Source organism: Micrococcus antarcticus (assembly GCF_044872765.1).
In the GTDB taxonomy this organism is placed as follows: domain Bacteria; phylum Actinomycetota; class Actinomycetes; order Actinomycetales; family Micrococcaceae; genus Micrococcus.
The window spans coordinates 2,235,633-2,253,431 of sequence record NZ_CP085253.1 but is presented as its reverse complement, the minus strand read 5'-3'; the positions used below and the strand labels follow the sequence as shown (position 1 = coordinate 2,253,431).

Genomic DNA, 17,799 nt, shown 5'->3' with positions numbered 1-17,799 from the left:
GCCCGGCCGTCACAAGGGAGCCCGTCACCGTGTCCTCAGCCACCCGCACCTCCCCCCTGGACTCCCCCGCCCCGCCCACCGGCGAGTCCGTCGTGCAGGAGCTGCCCTGGCGCTGGTCCGTCCAGGGCCGGATCTTCCTCATCGGCGGCCTCGGCTTCATGTTCGACGCGTGGGACGTGGCCCTGAACGGCGTCATGATCCCGCTGCTCTCCGCCGAGTGGGGCCTCACGCGGCCCGAGGCGGCCTGGATCGGCACCGCCAACCTCATCGGCATGGGCCTGGGCGCGTTCCTGTGGGGCACCGTGGCCGACCGGATCGGCCGCAAGGCCGCGTTCTCCTGGACCCTCCTCGTGTTCGCCGTCTTCACGGTGGCCGGCGCCCTGGCGGACTCGCTCGTGTGGTTCGCGGCGTTCCGCTTCCTGGCCGGCATCGGCCTGGGCGGCACCATCCCCGTGGACTACGCGCTGGTCAGCGAATTCACTCCGAAGCGGCTGCGGGGCCGCGTGCTCACCGCCATGGACGGCTGGTGGCCGGTGGGCGCGGCCCTGTGCGGCGTGGTCTCCGCATGGCTCGTGAGCACGTGGGGCGACTGGCGTCTGCCCCTGCTCGTCATGGTGCTGCCCGCCCTGCTCGTGTTCGTCGTGCGCCTGGGCATCCCCGAGTCGCCGCTGTTCCTGATGAGCCACCGCCGCGAGGCCGAGGCGCGCCGCGTGATCGACCGGATGGTCGCGGCGACCGGCGCCGAGCCCCGCCCGTACGTGATGCCCGCCGCCCAGGAGCGCCAGGCGGGCGGCCTCGGGGCGATCGGCTCCCAGCTGGCCGCCGTGTGGCGCTTCTCTCCGCGCATCACGGCCGTGGCCTGGGCCCTGTTCGTGACCATCATGCTCACCTACTACATCGCCCTGCAGTGGCTGCCGCAGTTCCTCATCGAGGCCGGCTACGCCGAGGACCGGGCGTTCGTGATGACCTCGGGCATGGCCGCCGTCGGCCTGCTCGGCGTGGTGGTCTCCGCGCTCCTGGTGGAGAGCACGGGCCGCCGCTGGCTGCTCGCCGTCAGCTCGATCCTCGCGAGCGGTGTGCTCGTGGCGTTGGCCGCCGTGATCGGCGTGCCCGCCGCCGCCCTCCCGCTCGTGCTCGTCTTCGGCTTCATCGTGCAGGTGGCCATCCCCGTGCTCTACACCTACGTGACCGAGCTCTACCCCACCTCGCTGCGGGCCTCCGGGTTCGGGTGGGCCTCCGCCGCGTCCCGCGTGGGCGCGGGCCTGGGCCCCTTGTTCTTCGTGGGGACGCTCGTCCCCGCGCTGGGGCTGCCCGGCGCCTTCGCCGTGACGGGCGGCCTCGTGGTGCTCGCCGCCGTCGTGATGTTCGCCTTCGCCCCCGAGACCCGCGGCCGCGCCCTGGAGGTGGACGCGAACTGAGGGCCGCCGGGGCGCGGCGTCAGGGGCGCGGCGCCCCGGACAGCTCGCCGAGGGTGCGCAGCAGCAGTGCGCGCTCCTGCACCTTGATGCGCTCGTGGAGGGTCTCCTCCGTGTCCGTGTCCAGCACCGGGACGGCGGCCTGCGCCAGGATCGGCCCGGTGTCCACGCCGGCGTCCACCACGTGCACGGTGCAGCCGGCGACCTTCACGCCATGTGCGAGGGCGTCCCGCACGCCGTGAGCTCCGGGGAACGCGGGCAGCAGGGCCGGGTGGGTGTTGAGGATGTGCCCGGGGAAGCGCTCGAGCAGGGGCGCGCCGAGGATCCGCATGAACCCGGAGCAGACCACCCAGTCCGGCTCGTGGGTGGCCACGGCATCCGCGAGCGCGGCGTCCCACTCCGCGCGGGAGGCGTGCTCCGCCGGCGGCACCGCGAACGCCGGGATCCCGTGTGCTCGGGCGCGCTCCAGGCCCTGGGCGGCGGGAACGTCCGAGCCGACGGCGGCGACCTCCACGTCCAGCGCCCCGGACGCGACGGCGTCCAGGACGGCCTGGAGGTTGGTGCCGGAACCGGAGACGAGGGCAACGATGCGCATGCCCCCATCGTAGGGCGGGCGTCTCGTAGGGTGAGGGGGTGTCCGAGCCCCTGCCTCCCCCGACCTCCCGCACCCCCGACGGCGCCCCGGATCCCGGCCGCGCCCGCGTCGGACGGCTGCTGCTGTGGCAGTCCGCGGCCCTGCTGGGGATGATCGGGGCGTTCTCCCTCCCGCTGCCGTGGAAGCTGCTGACGCTCGCGCTCGCCCTGGCCGCCGTGGTGCTCGGCGTGCGCACCTGGACCGTCTCCCGCCGCGCCGGGCGCAGCGGCGCGGGCAGCGCGGGCTCCCGCGGGTCCGGCGCCGGGGCGACGGGCGCCGGACGTGCGGCGGCCGCCGCCGGGATCGCCCTGGGCCTCCTCGGCCTCACGATCGGCGCCCTGCCCCTGCTCGCGTGGAACCAGACCGTCCAGCTCGAGCAGTGCACCGCCTCCGCCCTCACCGTGCGGGCCCAGCAGGAGTGCGCCGCGGAGTTCACGCGTCAGGTGGAGGAGCTCACCGGGCTGCCGCAGGCGGGCTGAGGCCCCGGCGTCGCGCTCAGTCCAGGGCGCGGCGCGGCCGCGGTCGGGACCGTGGGGTCCGACGTCCAGCATCGGCCGGTGCCGCAGGACGGGCGGGAGCCTCACCGGCGGCGGCTGCCTGACCGGAGGCGGGTGCCTCGCCCGCAGACGGCGCGGCGCTCGAGCCGGAGCCCGACGGCGTCGGCGCGTCCTGGGGTGTCACGGCCCGGGACCCGCGGCGCGGCATGCGTGCGCGCGCGGCGGCCCACCCGTCCTGGCCCGCGCGTCGTCCCCGCACCAGCAGCCCCTCCCCCGCAGAGCGCACGCGCGCACCCGTGGCGAGCGCCCGGTCCCGGACGGCCGACGCACCGCCGGCGGCCCCGCGCCGCGCCGCGGTCCCGGCGCGGGCCCGCGCGCCCTCCCACGGGCGGTCCTGCAGGGCGAGGGCCGCCAGATAGCCGACGGCGCAGCCCAGCGCGAGCCACCCGGCCAGAGCAGCCGCGACGGCCCCCACGTTCGACCCGATCTGCGTCAGCGTGCCCACCCCGAGCGTCCCGTTGGTGAGGGCGAGCGGGAGCAGCGCGAGCAGCGCGGCCACGAGGCCCAGGAGCACCGAGAGCGCGAGCGTGGAGAGCGCGAGGGACGCGGCGCGGTTCGGGAAGCGGGCGTCGAGCCAGTCGTCGAGGTGGTCCTCCCCCTCGCGCAGCAGCCACCAGCCGGCGACGGCCCCGGCGAGCACGGGGACCAGCACGAACACGGGATGCCATGGCTGCCCCGGCGCGGGCAGCGCGGCGAAGACGGGCAGCGCGGGGGCAGCGGACGCCGTCGCCCCGAAGGCCGAGTACAGGCTGTCCGAGCCCACGGAGAACCCGGGGCCCGCCGTCCACGCCGCGGCCCACGCCGTGAAGGTGGGCAGGTAGCCCACGTGCAGGAGCGTGAGCATGGTCCCGCCGAGCGTCCCGGCGCCGACCTCCTGGTAGAGGTGCACGACGGCGGTCCACTCGCCCACGAGGCGCCCCGCGACCAGGAGCGCGCACAGGCCGGCGAGGCTCACGAGCGCCACGACGGCGGCGCGGACCACCGACCACGCGTACGTGCCGGCCCAGCGCTCGTACTGGGACCGGCGGGCGATCCGCTCGGTGAGGTCCACGCCGATCAGGTGGGCCCACGTGCCGGCCTCCCGGCGGGCGCCCGCGAGCGCCGCGCCCGTGAAGAGCAGGGCCGGCAGCAGGGCCACGGTCAGGCCGACGAGCGCGTAGGCGGCCACCGCGCCCGCGAAGGCCTGCCACGCCTGATCGCGGTACGAGGCCCGGGCGAGCCGCCGCCCGGCGCGCCAGCTGAGCGCGAGCGGGACGAGGGTGAGCCCCCATGGCACGAGCCACGCCGTCCCGACGAGGCTCGGCTCCGCGGCCGAGGGCAGGGTGGTGGTGACCGTGACGGGCACGGCGTGCTGCACGAGCCACAGGGTTCCGCCCACCTGCAGCACGTCGTCGATGCGGGGACGGTGGAACCCGCCGGTCACCCACACCAGCAGGGTGGGGATCAGCACGATGAGCAGGCTGATCAGCGCCGTCACGAGCGCCTCCACCACCCCTTGGAGCCAGAGCGGCAGGGGCAGGGGGCGCAGGAGAGGGGGCATTCGGCGGCTCACCCCCTCTATGGTGCCACCCGCGGCCGGCCGGGCGCGGGCACGGCGGGGTCACCGAACGTTCACCCTCGGGCCACCGGCGGGTCGCCGGGACATGCCCGTGCGGTGGCCCGCGGCCCCTACGCTGGCCCTGTGCGTGTAGCCGTGATCGCTGAGTCCTTCCTGCCCCACATGAACGGGGTCACCAACTCCATCCTCCAGGTGCTGCGTCACCTGCGGGAGCGCGGCGACGAGGCCATCGTCATCGCCCCCGCCGCCTCGTGGACCGCGGGCTGGACCCAGCGCGCGGGCGCCGGTCACGCCCCCCGCGAGGTCGAGGGCTTCCCCGTGCACGCCCTCCCCTCCATGCCCATGTCCGGCTACGCGTCCGTGCGCGTGGCCGCCGGCACCGTGGCCCGCCTGCGCGGCATCCTGGCGGACTTCGGCCCGGACGTGGTGCACATCGCCTCCCCGTTCGTGCTCGGCTGGCGCGGCGTGCAGGCCGCCGAGGAGCTCGGCATCCCCTCCGTGGCCGTCTACCAGACCGAAGTGCCGCGCTACGCCACCAAGTACGGGCTCCCGTGGCTCGAGGACGTGCTCTGGAACCACGTGGCCCGCCTGCACAACACGGCCACCCTCACGCTCGCGCCGTCGTCGTTCACCGTGCGCCAGCTGCACCGCGTGGGCGTGCGCCGCGTGCACCTGTGGGGCCGCGGCGTGGACTCCCGCCGCTTCCACCCCGCCAAGCGGGACGAGGCGCTGCGCGCCGAGCTGGCCCCCCACGGCGAGCGCCTCATCGGCTTCGTGGGGCGTCTGGCGCACGAGAAGCAGGTGGAGGACCTCCGCGCGCTCGCGGACCTGCCCGGCACGCGCCTCGTCGTCATCGGTTCGGGCCCCCTGCGCGAGACGCTCGAGCGCCAGCTGCCCGGCGCCCACTTCGCCGGCTTCCAGGGAGGCGAGGACCTCGCCCGGCACGTGGCCAGCCTGGACCTGTTCGTGCACCCCGGCGAGTCGGACACCTTCGGTCAGACCCTCCAAGAGGCCATGGCCTCGGGCGTGCCCGTCGTGGCCGTGGGCCGCGGCGGCCCGCTGGACATCGTGGACTCCTCCCGCACCGGCTGGATCTACCAGCCCGGCGACCTCGACGAGATGCGGGACCGCGTCGCCGACCTCGTGTACGACGACGTCAAGCGCGCCGCCTTCGCGCACGCCGCGTGGGAGTCCGTGCAGGGCCGCACGTGGCCCGTGCTGTGCGAGCAGCTCGTGGGCTACTACGAGAAGGCCATCCACGTGCAGCACCGCCGCCGCGGCGAGCTGGCGCGGCGTCTCCTCACCTCGCCGGCCCTGCTGGCCCACCGCGTCTTCGGCTGAGGCGAGCGGGGCCCGACCGTCTCAGCATGCGGACCATCCGACGGTCCGCGTCTCAATTCCGTCATGAACCAGCTCACATGCCAGGATGACGGCAGGCACCGCGGCCTCCCTCCTCCGCCGCGGACGCCGTCGGCGAGGCGGGCCCGCACCGCCCCCGACGAGACGTCTACCAGGAGGACACCATGCATCAGGTTCTGCACACGCTCCGCGACGAGGTCTTCGCCCGCAACCCCGGTGAGGCCGAGTTCCACCAGGCCGTGTCCGAGGTGTTCGAGGCACTGGATCCCGTGGTGGAGCGCCACCCCCAGTACGTGGAGGCGGGCGTCCTGCACCGCCTCTGCGAGCCGGAGCGCCAGATCATCTTCCGCGTGCCGTGGGTCGACGACCAGGGCACCGTGCAGGTCAACCGCGGCTTCCGCGTGGAGTTCAACTCGGCCCTCGGCCCGTACAAGGGCGGGCTGCGCTTCCACCCCTCGGTGTACCTGGGCATCATCAAGTTCCTGGGCTTCGAACAGATCTTCAAGAACTCCCTCACCGGCATGCCGATCGGCGGCGGCAAGGGCGGCTCCGACTTCGACCCGGCCGGCCGCTCCGACGGCGAGATCATGCGCTTCTGCCAGTCGTTCATGACCGAGCTGCACCGCCACATCGGCGAGCACACGGACGTCCCCGCGGGAGACATCGGCGTGGGCGGGCGCGAGATCGGCTACATGTTCGGCCAGTACAAGCGCCTCACCAACCGCTTCGAGGCCGGCGTGCTCACGGGCAAGGGCCTCACCTGGGGCGGCTCGCTCGTGCGCACCGAGGCCACCGGCTACGGCGCCGTCATGTTCGCCGACTCCATGCTCCGCACCCGCGGCGAGTCAATGGACGGCCAGCAGGTCCTCATCTCCGGCTCCGGCAACGTGGCGATCTACGCCGCGGAGAAGGCGGCCGCCCTCGGTGCCACCGTGCTCACGGCCTCGGACTCCGCCGGCTACATCGTGGACCCGGACGGGATCGACGTCGACCTGCTCAAGCAGCTCAAGGAGGTCGAGCGCGCCCGCATCTCCGAGTACGCCGAGCGCAAGGGCGGCCGCGCCCGCTACGTGGCCGGCGGCTCCGTGTGGGACGTCGAGGGCACGGTCGCGCTGCCCTGCGCCACGCAGAACGAGCTCGACGAGAACGCCGCGAAGACGCTTCTGAAGCAGGGCGTGAAGGCCGTGGCCGAGGGTGCGAACATGCCCTGCACCGAGTCCGCCGCCCACCTGTTCGTGGCCGCCGGCACGCTGTTCGGCCCCGGCAAGGCGGCCAACGCCGGCGGTGTGGCCACGTCCGCCCTGGAGATGCAGCAGAACGCGGTGCGTGACTCGTGGGGCTTCGAGTACACCCACGACCGCCTCGAGCAGATCATGCGGGACATCCACGACCGCTGCGTGGAGACCGCCGAGGAGTACGGCACGCCGGGCAACTACGCGGCCGGCGCGAACATCGCGGGCTTCATCAAGGTGGCCGACGCCATGATCTCCCAGGGCGTGGTCTGAGGCCCGGCCCTGCCCCTTCCGTGATCCTCCGCCGCCCTGCGACATCACCGCCGTTCTGACGCGCGGTGATGTCGCAGGGCGGCGGTCGTTCGAGGGCACCCGACTCCTGCACAGGACCCCCGACGGCGGGTGCCCTCCACCGTCCGGCGCGGTCGACCCCTCGCGCCCCGGACGGGCCCACGACACTGGGCCGCATGACCCAGCTCTCCGACCACGCGCGTGCGCTGCTCCCGGGACGCGGGCCCCTGCTCAGCGCGGCGGACCCCCACGACGGGGCGGCGCGGCGCCGTCTCGAACGCGCCTGGACCCGCGGGGTCCTCGTGCGGCTCTGCCCGCGCGTCTACATCAGCGCCGGCGACTGGGCCGCGCTGCGTCCGTGGGACAGGGCGGTCGTGTCCGCCGTCGCCCTCTCGATCGCCCGCCCCGCGACGGTGTTCACGGGCCTGACCGCGGCCCGGTTGCACGGTCTGGGGCCGGCCGTCGAGCCGCCCGCGCTCGAGCTGCGCGCCCCCTCGCCCGGGCATCACGGCGCCGGGCCGCTGATCCGCCGTCCCTTCGCCCCCTCCGTGGTGGCCCACGATCGCCGGCTTCCCGTCCCGCCGCGCCGCCGACCCCGATGGGGGCTGCCAGAGGCGGCCCCCGCCGCGCCTCAGCCGGTCGGGGCCGTCCTGTCGGACGGGCAGAGCCTGGGAACCGTCCTGGCGGATCCGCTGCCCACGGTGCTGCTGGTGCTGGGGGCGGCCACCCCGTTCCGCGACGCCGTGGCCCCGCTGGACGCGCTCGTCCGAGCCCGGCCCGAGGAGGCCGCACGCTGGGCGAGGCAGGCGGAGAGCCGACTCGAATCCGCGGCCGCCCTCCGCCGATTCGAGCGGGCCTGGCACTTCGCGGACGCGCGGGCGGAATCCGCCGGGGAGTCCTACAGCCGGGCCATCCTCCACGAGCTCGGCTTCGTCCCGCCCACGGCGCTGCAGCATCGCCACCGGGATGCGAACGGACGCGAGGTGGCCCGCACGGACTTCTGGTGGGAGCAGGTGCGGGTGTACGGGGAGTTCGACGGGCTGGGCAAGTACGACCTGTCGTTCTTCGACGGTGACGACACGGCCCGCCGCGCCAGCATCCGCCGGGAGAAGGAACGGGAGGTGGCCCTGCAGCTGGTCACCCGGGCGGGCGCGCACTGGACGTGGGGCGATCTCCTGCGGCCGGACCGGCTGGCGCGGATCCTCACCGCCGCGGGCGTCCCCCGCTCGGTCTGATCCGCGGCCATCCCGCGGGCCCTGTCTCGACTCTGCGAGCCCGAGCGGTCGACCTCCGCTCTGCGACATCGCAGCCGTGCTGCACGGCGGTGATGTCGCTGGGCGGCTGCCGACCGGTCAGCGGCCCACCTCAGCCGGCCAGTGCCGCCCGCTGCTCCGGGGTCACCCGCACCGGGCGGCCCGTCTGCCCGTCGACGAACACCATGACGGACGTGGCGGTGGCGCACAGGGCGTCGTCCACGCCGTCGTGCAGCCGGTAGCCCACGTGCACGGATGCCGCCTTCACCGCGTCCACGCTCACGACAACGCGCAGCGGCACGGGCCGGTACGGCATCTGCGCGCGGTACTTCACGGTGTGCTCGGAGATGAACGTGCGCACGCCCTCGCCGACGCCCTCGAGCAGGTCGATCGGCGCCGGCGCCCCGCCGCCCGCGCCCGTCCCCGAGGGGACGCCGAACGCGGCCACGCGCGCCTCCTCGAGCAGCTGCACCACGGCGATGTTGTTGATGTGGCCGTAGGCGTCCATGTCCGCCCAGCGCAGCGGGATGCGCACCTCCACGGAGCGCAGCTCCGCGGCGCCGGTCACGAGCCCTCCGCCACGGAACGCCGCGCCAGCGCGTCGTCCTCTGCCGCCTCGTCCGACGTCTCTCGCACTCCCAGCGCCGTCGCGTCGTCGCCCAGGATGTCCTCCCGCCAGCCCTCCGGGTGCACGTCCACGAACTCCACGGGCAGGATGCGCAGCTTCTCGAGCTGCTCGGACAGGGCGGCCCCGTCCGGCCCGTAGCACCACGGGATGCCGGGGGTGGACTGACGGGTGCCCTCCGCGCGGCCGCCCGCGAGCAGGGCCTCCGAGGGGGTCAGCTGACGGATCACGATCGCCTTGACCTTGTCCGGGTGGCGATGCGCGAAGTCGGCGTAGATCTCGGGGTCGTGCTGGCCGTCGTCGCCCACGAGGATCCACTGCATGTCCGGGAACTCCTCGGCCAGGCGCTGGAGCTGGGTGACCTTGTGCTCCTGGCCGGAGCGGAACCAGCGGTCCTTCGTGGGACCCCACGTGGTGAGCAGCAGCGCGCCCAGCGGGTACAGGTTGCGGCCCAGGAAGCGGGAGAGGGTCTGCGCCACGTTCCATGCGCCCGTGGACAGGTAGATCACGGGCGCGTGCGGCTCCAGCTCGGCGATGCGCCGCAGCAGCACCGCCATGCCCGGAGTGGGCGTGCGGGCGTGCTCGTCGATCACGAACGAGTTCCACGCGGCCAGCATCGGGCGAGGGAGGGACGTGACCACCACGGTGTCGTCGATGTCCGAGACGAGGCCGACGCGCGCCGCCGGGTCCGCGATGTAGAGGTCCATGGTCACGGACTCCTCGTCGCCGACGTCCAGCGTGGCGGTCTGCCAGCCGGGCTCCAGCTGGACGTCGATGACGGCGTCCACCACACCCATGCGGTCGGCGCGCACCGTGGTGGTCCGCTCCCCCACGGTGACCGTGACCTCGGCGTACGCCATGGGCGGGGCCACGAAGTTGCGCCAGCCTCGCACGCCGTCGGCCACGACCTTGGACAGACGCCGGCCGTTGAGGAAGTCGGCGTCGTTGGCGATCACCACGCGGGAGAGGACCCGCACCCACGAGGTGGAGCCGTAGCCCGTGAACGCCATGATCGTGGGCACGTGGCCGGCGCGCAGGGCGCGGGCACGGTGCCACCGGTTCCAGCTCTCCTGGAGGTGGGTGGCCATGTTCTCGGCGGGGGTCGGAACCCCCGCCTGGCGCGGCGGGCGGGCGGGATCGGTGCGGGCGGCGTCGGCGGGCATGGGCCCCAGTATGTCGCATGGGCCCGGTCGGGGGTGCGCCGGGGGGTGCGGCTCTCACCCGACGACGATGACCCGCTCCGTGGAGGGCTCCCGGCCCGCGGGGAAGGCCAGCGTGAGGGCCTCGGCCATGTTCGCGGCCTTCGCGACCGCCCCCGCCACGGTGTTGTGGAGGGAGTCCTTCTCACCGAACCACTCGGGGCGGTCCGCCGCGTCGTGCGCCCAGTCGTAGACCCACAGGTTGGGGTGGCGCTCGGTGGCGGCGACGAGCCCCTCGTTGAAACGGGCCGCACCCTCCATGGTGTAGTTCGGGAGGGCGGCCCACGGCATCAGCATCACGTCCACCCACAGGACGCGTCGGCCCTGGGCGGCCTTCATCACCATGTCGATCCGCGGCTCCCGCTGGTCCCACATGTCCACCTTGGTGAACAGGGCAGCGTCGTTCATGCCGACGTTGACCACGAAGCAGCCGTCCGGGTCGAGGCCGGGCAGATGGGCCGTGATGGCCTGCACGGCGTTGGTCTGGCCCGGGTCCTTCTCGAAGCGCTCGACGATCCCGCGCCCGGGCCGGATGTCCTCCACGACCTCCTCCACGCCCACGTCCTCGTACTGGGCCGTGATGCGCAGGGCGGGGTCCTTGATCACGGTCGCGTCGGTGTTGCCGGAGGCCAGGGAGCTGGAGTCGCCGATGTGCACCACCTCGGTGCAGGAGGTCGTGGCGGGCGCGGGGGCCGACGAGGCGGCGGCCGACGGGCTCGCCGCGGAGGCCGGGGCCGTCACGGGTGAGCCGGGGCCCTCCCCGGGCGGCGTGGAGGCGCCCTGAGCCGGGTCGGCGTCCTGCACTGCCGGGTCCGCGTGCCCGGCCTGCGCCACGATCTCCCTGGTGGAGGTCTGCGGCAGGGCCGTCAGCCCGGCCAGGCCCGCCGCGGCGAGCACGGCCACGGCCGCCGCGGCCAGGCCGGACCGCACCCCGCGGGACCCTCGCGAGCGCGCGGAGGCGCCCGACGTCGTCTCCCCCTCCGCCCCGGACCGCCGCGCGGGCGCGCGGCCCGTCAGGACGGCGCGGAGGCCGTGGTGGCGGATGGGGTCCTCCACGAACCGCCAGGACAGGGCCGCGATGAGTAGGGTGAGCCCCAGGATGAGGGCCCCGCGCAGCACGGGCTGGCCGTAGAGCGCGCGGTCCGGCAGGAAGGCGACCACGGGCATGTGCCACAGGTAGATCCCGTAGCTGCGCGCGCCGATCCAGCGCAGCGGCGCGACGCCGAGGACGCGGCCGAGCCGGGACGCGGGGTGCACGAGGGGAAGGACGGCGGCGCACGTGGCCACGGTCAGCGCGGCGATGCCCCACGTGTAGAGGGAGGGCGAGTCCTGGTCCGTGGTGGCCACCAGGGCCAGGATCCCGGCGAGGCCCAGGACGCCCACGAGGTCGAGGGCCCAGACGGCCGCGCCGCGCACCCGCCCCACGCTCGCGGGCCGCCACAGGAGCGCGAGGGCCGCGCCCCACAGCAGGCCGCCGGCCCGCGTGTCGGTGCCCTCGTAGGCCCGCGTCGTGTCCCCCAGCGGATCCGCGAGGAGAGCCAGCAGCACCATGGACGCCGTGCCCAGCAGGACGACGACGACGAACAGCACCACGGTGCGCCGCCGTCCACCCAGGCCGCGGGTGAGGGCCAGCAGCCCGAGCAGAAGGAGGGGCCAGACAAGGTAGAACTGCTCCTCCACGGCGAGGGACCACAGGTGGTCCAGCGGCCCGGGGCCGTCCATCTGCTCGAAGTAGCTGCCGCCCGTGAGGATCGTGTGCCAGTTGGCCACGTAGAACAGGGCGGCGAGGGACTCGCCGACGCGTTCGTCCCACTCCCCCGGCTCCACGAGCGCGGTGGCGGCCAGCACGGCGATCAGCACCAGGACGACGGCCGGCAGCAGGCGCCGGAAGCGGCGGATCCAGAAGTCCTTGAGGTCGAGCTCGCCGTGCCGCTCGTGCCGGCGCAGCAGCAGCGCGGTGATGAGGAAGCCGGAGAGCGTGAAGAACACGCCCACGCCGAGCAGGCCGCCGGAGGCGTGCGGCACGCCCAGATGGTAGGCCACCACGAGCAGGACCGCGAGCGCGCGCAGGCCGTCCAGGCCGGGGAAGTAGGCGGAGTTCGAGGCGACGGGGCGGGGCACGGGGGCGTCCTTCCACGAGCAGGGGCCGAGGCGCCGCCCGGTGCGTGCGGCCCGGCGGCGTCCACCGCCGAGGGTAGTGCACCGCGGCGACCGCGGGTCTCAGCGGGTCTCGGGCACCCACTCCGCGAGGCGGTCCAGCATGCGGGCGACCTTGCCCGTGGCGATCGCCGCCCGGATGTGACCCTCGGAGAACCGCTCGCCCCGCAGCACGTACGTGAACAGCGTGCCGAGGTCTGCCAGAGAGGCCGCGGCGATCCCGCGGTCGCTCACGGCGTCCACGTGCCGCAGGTAGTCGAGATCCACGCCGGAGAGCTCCTGCGCGGCGATCAGCCCGTTCATCACGCGGTCGTCGTCGGCGGACAGGGACGGCGCATCCCCCGCGGGCACGCCCTCCGGCGTCCCCTCGCCCCCGGCCAGCACCGCGCGCACCGCGGCCACGCGCTCCGGGGTGGGCTCCTGGGGGCCGGTCAGCGTGCGGTCCTCGCTCATGGGCGTCTCCTCTGCGTCGGGTCCCCCCATTGTCCCCCGCGCCTACGCTGGGAGCCATGGTCGCCCCCGCCGCCTCCCCCCACGACGTCGTCCCACCCCCCGGTGCCCTGCGCGCCGTCGCGCTCTCGGCGGCCCGGGCGGTGGCGCCCGCGCTGGCCGCGGCGTTCCGTGCCGGCCCCACCCGCGGCGCCCCGGCGTCCGCCGAGACCAAGTCGAACCACCACGACCTGGTCACCGTGCACGACCGGAGGACCGAGGAGCGGATCGTCGCCGCGCTGACCGCCGCGGTGCCGGGCTCACGGGTGCTCGGCGAGGAGCTCGGGCGCCACGGGGGCGGCGCGGACGCCGAGGGCGGTCCCCCGCTCGAGTGGATCGTGGATCCGATCGACGGCACCTCCAACTTCGCGCACGGCTTCGCCATGTTCTCCGTGTCCATCGCGGCCGTCGTGCACGGCGAGGTGGTGGCCGGCGTCGTGCTGGACCCGGTCAACGGGCTCGCGTTCTCCGCCGACGAGACCGGGGCGTACCTCGGGGACGCGCCGCTGGCCGACGTCGGGCGCCCGGCCCCCGCCGGCGGTGAGCGTGCGCTGAACGTCGTGACCTCCTATCCGGCGGGCGAGGCGCTGGACGCGGAGGGCGAGGGCGCGCTGCGCCGCTTCGGGCGGCTCGTGGCGACGTACGCCACGGTGCGCCGCACGGTGTCCGGAGCGCTCGAGCTCTGCCACGTGGCCGCCGGCTGGGCGGACGCCGCGCTGCTCGTGGACACGAAGCCGTGGGATGTCGCGGCGGGGCAGCTCATCCTGCGCCGGGCCGGGGGCGCGTACCTGACGCCGGCGGGCCCCGGCGGTGCCGGCCTCACCCCGGACTCGCCGCGCGCGCACGAAGCGGCGTTCGCGCTGGCGCTCGCCCCGCACCGGGCGGCGCCGACCGCGGAGGCGGTGCTGGGCGAGCTGCTGGCCGTCCGCGCCGACAGCCGGGCCTAGAGTGGAGACGTGACCGGCGTCGCATCCCGTGGCGCCGTCCTCTCACCCCCCGAGGAGGCCGTGATGACCGATCGCCACCAGGACCCCACCGCTCCCCCGATGCAGCGCCTCGACCCCGCGGCGCGCCCCGGCGACGGGCTGATGTTCCCGCACGCCGACGGCGAGCCCGTGCTCACCCTGACCGACGAGCAGTCGTGGAGGCTCCTCGGGCACACCCGCCACGCGCGCCTCGGCCTGGCCGTGAACGGCGAGCCGGACATCGTGCCCGTGAACGTGCGCGTCCACGACGGCGGCGTGTACTTCCGCACGGCCCCCGGCTCGAAGCTGGCGGAGCTCGCCGTCAACCCCAACGTGGTGGTGCAGGCGGACGGCATCCTGGCCGACCAGGCGTGGTCCGTGCTCGCCCGCGGCACCGCGCGCCGCCTCGAGACGGAGGCGGAGGTGACCGAGGCCGAGGCGCTCGGCATCACGCCGTGGGTGCCCACACTGAAGGACTACTACGTCCGCGTGGACGTCACCCGCCTGAGCGGCCGCCACTTCACGTTCGGGAAGCACCCCGAGCGCACCGACGACGACGGCGCGGCCGGCATCGACGCGCACCGCACGGACTGATCAGGCCGTCTCGGCCGCGGCGGCCCGCCCGGCCGTGCGGCCGCTGAAGAGGCACCCGCCGAGGAATGTTCCCTCGAGCGCGCGGTGCCCGTGCATGCCGCCCCCGCCGAAGCCGGCCGCCTCGCCCGCCGCGTAGAGACCCGGGATCACGGCGGCGCCGGCGTCCAGCACCCGCCCCTGCAGGTCCGTGTGCAGCCCGCCGAGGGTCTTGCGGGTCAGCGTGCGCAGGCGCACCGCGATGAGCGGCCCCGCCTTCGGATCGGTGAGCCGATGCGGGGCGACCGTGCGGATGAGGCGGTCGCCGAGGTAGCGGCGTGCGCCGCGCACGGCGTCCACCTGGCGGTCCGTGCCGGGGCGCTCGGCCCCGGCCTCGTGCTCGGCGACGGCGGCCCGCACCGCCGCCTCGTCCACGCGCGGGCCGCCGTTGGGCTCGACCAGGGCGTTCATCGCGGTGACGAGCCCGTCCAGTGAGTCGGCCTGGACGAAGTCCTCACCACGGTCGAGGAAGGCCTGCACGGGATCGGGCACGTCCTGGGTGGCCCGGCCGAGTACGGCGCGGACCGAGCGCCCGGTGAGGTCCGGGTTCTGCTCGGACCCGGAGAGCGCGAACTCCTTGCCGATGATCCGCCGGTTCAACACGAACCACGTGTGCTCCGCCGGGGGCGGATCAGACCTCCGGGGCCTCCCCCAGGTGGCTCGGCGCCCACATCGCCAGGCGCGTCTGCACCACGACGACGTTCGGCCCCTCGGCCTGGAACGCTCTCTCGAGCGCGCCCCGCACATCCTCGACCGTCACCGTCTCGGCCGGGACCCCGAACGACTCCGCGAGCCGCTGGAAGTCCGGCCGGTCGAGCTCGGTGGCGGTGGCCTTGCCGAACGCACCCTCCATGTACTCGCGGAGGATGCCGTAGCCGCCGTCGTCGACGATCAGCCACGTGACCGCCGCATCGTGCTGCTTCGCCGCCGCGAGCTCGGCGATGGAGTACATGGCCGAGCCGTCGCCGGCCACGGCGAGCACGCGCCCGTCGATGCCGGTCCGGCCGAGGTGGGCCAGGCCCAGCGCGCCGCCGAACGCCGCGGGGAAGCCGTAGCCGAGGCCGCCGGCGCCCTGCGCCGAGTGGAACTCGCCGTCCTGCGCGTCCCAGCAGTTCCAGCCCCAGTACGCGGCGATGGTCATGTCCCAGTAGGTCTGCATGCCCGCCGGGACCGCGGCGCGGATGTCCGCCATGAGGCGGCGCTCCCGGCCGAGGTCCTGCGCGTCGAGGCGGGCGATGACCCGGGCGTTGGTCTCGGCCACGACGTCGGCCGCGGCCCGGCCGTGCCAGCCCGCCTCCCGCTGGGCGCGGGTGACGCCGGCCTCGCGGAGGGCGTCGGCGAGCATGGCGAGCATCTGGCCGGCGTCGGCGCGGACGCCGAGCGTGGGGTGGTTCGTCTCCAGCACGCGCGGCTCCGCGTCCACCTGGATGAGGCGGCCGCGGGGCTCGAGCGTGAAGTAGTTGGACGTGACCTCGCCGAGCGCGGAGCCGACCACGAGGAGCACCTCGGCGTCCTCGAGCAGGTCCGTGACGACGCGGTCCTCGACCCATCCGCCCAGGGAGAGCGGGTGCTCCCACGGGAAGGCCGTGTTGCCGCCGGGAGAGCAGACCACGGGGGCCTGCAGCAGCTCCGCGACGTCCTTGAGGGACTCCATGGCGGCGCGGCCGGAGCGGCGCACACCGCCGCCGGCCGCGATCGCCACGCGGGAGGCGTCCTTCAGCCAGCGCACGGACTCGTCCACGAGCTCGGCGCGCGGCGGGTGGTCATAGGGCACCGCGAGCGCGTCCTGCACGGGCGGCACCATGACCTCCCCGAGCAGCACGTCCTGCGGGATCTCCACCCACACGGGGCCCTGGGGCACGGTGACGGCGTCCGCCCACGCGTCCTGGATGGCCGAGGGGATGCCGGAGGCGTGGTGCACCGTGAACTGGGCCTTGGTGACGTTCTTCGCGGAGGCCTTCTGGTCGTCCAGCTGGTGCAGCATCCCCTTGCGGCGCGCCCCGAGTCCCGAGAGCGGGATCTGGGAGGCGATGACGAGCATGGGCACGCCCGTGGCGTAGGCCTCCTGGAGACCGGCCAGGGACGTCAGCGCGCCCGGGCCCGTGGAGAGGAACAGCACGCCGACCTCGCCGGTGGCGCGGGCGTACCCGTCCGCCGCGAAGGCCGCGTTGTTCTCCACGCGGTTCGAGACGAACTCCAGCGGCGAGCGGGAGAGCGCGTCGAACAGCCCGAGCGCGTGCTGGCCCGGGATGCCGAACACGGTCCTGGCGCCGAGCGCGTGCAGGGTCTCCACGGCCAGGTCGCCGCCGTTGCGCACCGGCGTCTCGCCGCCGGCGTGCTCGGCAGCAGCCGCCATGTCCGCGGCCTCGTGCGGGGCGGAGGCGTGCTGCGCGCTCACGCGGACGCCCCGACCCCGGCGGCCGCGCGCTGGGCGCGGCGGTCGGCCATGAGGGACACCAGGTCGTAGGCCACGTGCGAGGCGGCGACGCCGGTCAGCTCGGCGTGGTCGTAGGCCGGGGCGACCTCCACGAGGTCGGCGCCGACGATGTCCAGGCCGCGCAGGCCGCGGAGGATCTCCAGCAGCTCGCGGCTGGTGAGGCCGCCGGCCTCGGGGGTGCCGGTGCCGGGTGCGTGGGCCGGATCGAGGACGTCGATGTCCACGGAGATGTACAGCGGGCGGTCGCCGATGCGGGTGCGCAGCTGGTCCACGATCTCGTCCACGCCCTTGCGGAACACGTCCGAGGAGGTGACGATGCCGAAGCCCATGCGGTGGTCGTCGTCGAGGTCCTTCTTGCCGTACAGGGGACCGCGGGTGCCGACGTGGGAGATGGCCTCCGTGTCCAGGATGCCCTCCTCCACGGCGCGGCGGAAGGGGGTGCCGTGGGTGTACTCGGCGCCGAAGTAGGTGTCCCACGTGTCCAGGTGGGCGTCGAAGTGCAGCAGGGCCACGGGCTCACCCGCGCGGGCGGAGGCGGCACGCAGCAGCGGCAGGGCGATGGTGTGGTCGCCGCCGATGGTCATAAGCGAGGCGCCGTCCTCGGTGAGGTCCATCGCGTCCTGCTGGATCGCCTCGATGGCCTCGCCGATGGTGAACGGGTTCACCGCCATGTCCCCGGCGTCCACCACCTGGGCCTGCGCGAAGGGCGAGGTGCCCGTGGCGGGGTTGTACGGGCGCAGCAGCCGCGAGGACTGACGCACGTGGCCGGACCCGAAGCGCGCGCCAGGGCGGTAGGAGACGCCGGCGTCGAACGGCACGCCGACGACCTTGATCTCCGGGGCGACGCCGGCGGCCGCGGCCTCGTCCAGGCGGGGCAGCAGGGCGTAGGTGGGGGCGCCGCCGTAGCGGGGCACGAGGGCGGAGTTCACGGGGCCGATGCGGCCGTTGTCCTCGACGCGGGGGATCTCGAGCATCTGGATGTCCTCTCTGGGTGGTTC

General features: G+C 74.8%; 15 protein-coding genes and 1 pseudogene. 7 read left to right on the top strand and 9 right to left on the bottom strand.

Going from position 1 to position 17,799, the window contains the following annotated elements; genetic code table 11:
- The first annotated feature begins 29 nt into the window (after positions 1 to 29).
- On the top strand, positions 30 to 1,418 hold the full coding sequence (locus LG274_RS10530) for an MFS transporter (RefSeq protein ID WP_298713970.1): 1,389 nt from the start codon (positions 30 to 32) through the stop codon (positions 1,416 to 1,418).
- 19 nt (positions 1,419 to 1,437) lie between these two features.
- Here LG274_RS10530 and purN read toward each other — a convergent pair whose 3' ends face one another.
- Positions 1,438 to 2,010: a phosphoribosylglycinamide formyltransferase gene (purN, locus tag LG274_RS10525; RefSeq protein ID WP_404464363.1), complete on the bottom strand. Its 573-nt coding sequence runs from the start codon at positions 2,008 to 2,010 to the stop codon at positions 1,438 to 1,440.
- A 38-nt stretch (positions 2,011 to 2,048) separates the two neighbouring features.
- Between purN and LG274_RS10520 the strand changes: the two genes are divergently transcribed.
- A complete protein-coding gene (locus tag LG274_RS10520) occupies positions 2,049 to 2,528 on the top strand; it encodes a hypothetical protein (protein ID WP_248115382.1) in 480 nt (159 codons plus the stop codon).
- Positions 2,529 to 2,544: 16 nt separating this feature from the next.
- Here LG274_RS10520 and LG274_RS10515 read toward each other — a convergent pair whose 3' ends face one another.
- Complete coding sequence (locus LG274_RS10515) at positions 2,545 to 4,146, bottom strand: DUF6350 family protein (RefSeq protein ID WP_404464361.1); 1,602 nt, start codon at positions 4,144 to 4,146, stop codon at positions 2,545 to 2,547.
- Between the two features lie 141 nt (positions 4,147 to 4,287).
- Here LG274_RS10515 and LG274_RS10510 point away from each other — a divergent pair, with 141 nt between their 5' ends.
- From LG274_RS10510 to LG274_RS10500, 3 genes are all read left to right on the top strand, one after another.
- On the top strand, positions 4,288 to 5,505 hold the full coding sequence (locus tag LG274_RS10510; RefSeq protein WP_404464359.1) for a glycosyltransferase family 4 protein: 1,218 nt from the start codon (positions 4,288 to 4,290) through the stop codon (positions 5,503 to 5,505).
- A 182-nt stretch (positions 5,506 to 5,687) separates the two neighbouring features.
- On the top strand, positions 5,688 to 7,028 hold the full coding sequence (gene gdhA, locus LG274_RS10505) for an NADP-specific glutamate dehydrogenase (protein WP_404464357.1): 1,341 nt from the start codon (positions 5,688 to 5,690) through the stop codon (positions 7,026 to 7,028).
- A 194-nt stretch (positions 7,029 to 7,222) separates the two neighbouring features.
- A complete protein-coding gene (locus LG274_RS10500; RefSeq protein WP_248115378.1) occupies positions 7,223 to 8,281 on the top strand; it encodes a hypothetical protein in 1,059 nt (352 codons plus the stop codon).
- A 130-nt stretch (positions 8,282 to 8,411) separates the two neighbouring features.
- Here the strand turns inward: LG274_RS10500 and LG274_RS10495 are convergent, their stop codons facing one another.
- The 4 genes from LG274_RS10495 to LG274_RS10480 all read right to left on the bottom strand — a co-directional run bounded on the left by LG274_RS10495 (position 8,412) and on the right by LG274_RS10480 (position 12,733).
- Positions 8,412 to 8,867 carry an acyl-CoA thioesterase gene (locus LG274_RS10495; protein WP_404464354.1) on the bottom strand — a complete coding sequence of 152 codons (456 nt, stop codon included), beginning with the start codon at positions 8,865 to 8,867 and terminating at the stop codon, positions 8,412 to 8,414.
- Complete coding sequence (locus tag LG274_RS10490; RefSeq protein ID WP_298987791.1) at positions 8,864 to 10,087, bottom strand: App1 family protein; 1,224 nt, start codon at positions 10,085 to 10,087, stop codon at positions 8,864 to 8,866. Before LG274_RS10490 ends, LG274_RS10495 begins: the two co-directional genes overlap by 4 nt.
- A gap of 54 nt (positions 10,088 to 10,141) precedes the next feature.
- Positions 10,142 to 12,244, bottom strand: a complete 2,103-nt coding sequence (locus tag LG274_RS10485; RefSeq protein WP_404464352.1) for an acyltransferase family protein — start codon at positions 12,242 to 12,244, stop codon at positions 10,142 to 10,144.
- A 99-nt stretch (positions 12,245 to 12,343) separates the two neighbouring features.
- The gene (locus LG274_RS10480; RefSeq protein ID WP_404464350.1) at positions 12,344 to 12,733 is read right to left on the bottom strand and encodes a DUF6508 domain-containing protein; all 390 of its coding nucleotides are present in this window, start codon (positions 12,731 to 12,733) and stop codon (positions 12,344 to 12,346) included.
- A 56-nt stretch (positions 12,734 to 12,789) separates the two neighbouring features.
- Here LG274_RS10480 and LG274_RS10475 point away from each other — a divergent pair, with 56 nt between their 5' ends.
- A complete protein-coding gene (locus tag LG274_RS10475) occupies positions 12,790 to 13,716 on the top strand; it encodes an inositol monophosphatase family protein (RefSeq protein ID WP_343282231.1) in 927 nt (308 codons plus the stop codon).
- 63 nt (positions 13,717 to 13,779) lie between these two features.
- On the top strand, positions 13,780 to 14,328 hold the full coding sequence (locus tag LG274_RS10470) for a pyridoxamine 5'-phosphate oxidase family protein (protein WP_298713941.1): 549 nt from the start codon (positions 13,780 to 13,782) through the stop codon (positions 14,326 to 14,328).
- On the opposite strand, the pseudogene LG274_RS10465 reads toward LG274_RS10470, so the two are convergent.
- The 3 genes and pseudogenes from LG274_RS10465 to speB all read right to left on the bottom strand — a co-directional run.
- Positions 14,329 to 14,982, bottom strand: a pseudogene (locus LG274_RS10465) (FAD-binding protein); the annotation flags it as partial.
- Between the two features lie 13 nt (positions 14,983 to 14,995).
- Positions 14,996 to 16,720 carry a thiamine pyrophosphate-binding protein gene (locus LG274_RS10460; RefSeq protein WP_404466064.1) on the bottom strand — a complete coding sequence of 575 codons (1,725 nt, stop codon included), beginning with the start codon at positions 16,718 to 16,720 and terminating at the stop codon, positions 14,996 to 14,998.
- Positions 16,721 to 16,758: 38 nt separating this feature from the next.
- Positions 16,759 to 17,775, bottom strand: coding sequence for an agmatinase (gene speB, locus LG274_RS10455; protein WP_404464347.1), 1,017 nt, complete (start codon positions 17,773 to 17,775; stop codon positions 16,759 to 16,761).
- Positions 17,776 to 17,799 lie beyond the last annotated feature (24 nt).

Coding starts and splice junctions, on each gene's coding strand:
- purN (WP_404464363.1), bottom strand. CDS start 2,010: ATGCGCATCGTTGCCCTCGTCTCCGGTTCCGGCACCAACCTCCAGGCC.
- LG274_RS10515 (WP_404464361.1), bottom strand. CDS start 4,146: ATGCCCCCTCTCCTGCGCCCCCTGCCCCTGCCGCTCTGGCTCCAAGGG.
- gdhA (WP_404464357.1), top strand. CDS start 5,688: ATGCATCAGGTTCTGCACACGCTCCGCGACGAGGTCTTCGCCCGCAAC.
- LG274_RS10500 (WP_248115378.1), top strand. CDS start 7,223: ATGACCCAGCTCTCCGACCACGCGCGTGCGCTGCTCCCGGGACGCGGG.
- LG274_RS10490 (WP_298987791.1), bottom strand. CDS start 10,087: ATGCCCGCCGACGCCGCCCGCACCGATCCCGCCCGCCCGCCGCGCCAG.
- LG274_RS10480 (WP_404464350.1), bottom strand. CDS start 12,733: ATGAGCGAGGACCGCACGCTGACCGGCCCCCAGGAGCCCACCCCGGAG.
- LG274_RS10475 (WP_343282231.1), top strand. CDS start 12,790: ATGGTCGCCCCCGCCGCCTCCCCCCACGACGTCGTCCCACCCCCCGGT.
- LG274_RS10470 (WP_298713941.1), top strand. CDS start 13,780: ATGACCGATCGCCACCAGGACCCCACCGCTCCCCCGATGCAGCGCCTC.
- LG274_RS10460 (WP_404466064.1), bottom strand. CDS start 16,720: ATGGCGGCTGCTGCCGAGCACGCCGGCGGCGAGACGCCGGTGCGCAAC.
- speB (WP_404464347.1), bottom strand. CDS start 17,775: ATGCTCGAGATCCCCCGCGTCGAGGACAACGGCCGCATCGGCCCCGTG.